The 988-nt window shown below is 69.3% G+C and carries 1 protein-coding gene; it reads left to right on the top strand.

The window, feature by feature from the left end; all coding sequences use genetic code 11:
- Nucleotides 1-988, top strand: a 988-nt coding sequence (locus tag AC1DJW_RS26445) for a glycine dehydrogenase (RefSeq protein WP_476902946.1), incomplete at both ends; no start/stop codon positions are given.

Below are 988 nucleotides of genomic sequence, written 5' to 3'. Positions count from 1 at the left end.
ATGGTCCAGGACCTCGTGGGCCTGCCGATCGCCAATGCGTCCCTGCTGGACGAAGCGACCGCCGTCGCCGAGGCGGTCCTGATGATGCGCCGCGCGAACAAGAACAAGACGGCCCATGACGGCAAGACCGTCCTCGACGCCGATTGCCTCCCGCAGACCATCGCGATCGTGAAGGGCCGCGCCGAGGCGCTGGGCTTCGAGGTGGAGATCGCGGACCTGTCCGCCGGCCTGCCCGAGGGCGAGATCAACGGCGTCGTGCTGCAGCAGCCGGGCGTTTCGGGCCGGGTGTTCGACCACTCCGCCGTGATCGCCGCCGCCAAGGAACGCGGTGCCCTGGTTACCGTCGCAGCCGACCTCCTGGCCCTGACGCTGATCACGCCTCCGGGCGAGCAGGGTGCCGACATCGCTGTCGGCTCCACCCAGCGCTTCGGCGTGCCGCTGTTCTTCGGCGGCCCGCACGCCGCGTACATGGCCGTCCAGAAGGGCCTTGAGCGCTCGATGCCGGGCCGCCTGGTGGGCGTTTCCAAGGACGACGCCGGCACTCCCGCCTACCGCCTGGCCCTGCAGACCCGCGAGCAGCACATCCGCCGCGAGAAGGCGACGTCCAACATCTGCACCGCGCAGGCACTGTTGGCCATCGTGTCCTCGATGTACGCCGTCTACCACGGCCCCGATGGCCTGAAGGCGATCGCCGAGACCGCCCACCACCACGCCCGCACCCTGGCCGCTTCGTTGAAGGCCGCGGGCCTTGAGGTCCTGCACGGCAGCTTCTTCGACACCGTCACCGTCCGCGTCCCGGGCAAGGCTGCCGAAATCGTTGCAACTGCCGAGGCCAAGGGCATCAACCTGCGCGGCATCGACGCCGACACCGTGGGCGTCTCGGTTGACGAGACCACTACGAAGGAAATTGTCGGCGACGTCGCCGCGGTGTTTGGCGCTGAGGTACTTGAGTCCGGTGAGGGCTTCGCGCTGGACGCCGCCGTCGGGC

Source organism: Arthrobacter sp. 05L417 (assembly GCF_056397865.1).
The sequence above is the reverse complement of the archived record's forward strand: the minus strand, read 5'-3'. Positions and strand labels throughout refer to the sequence as shown.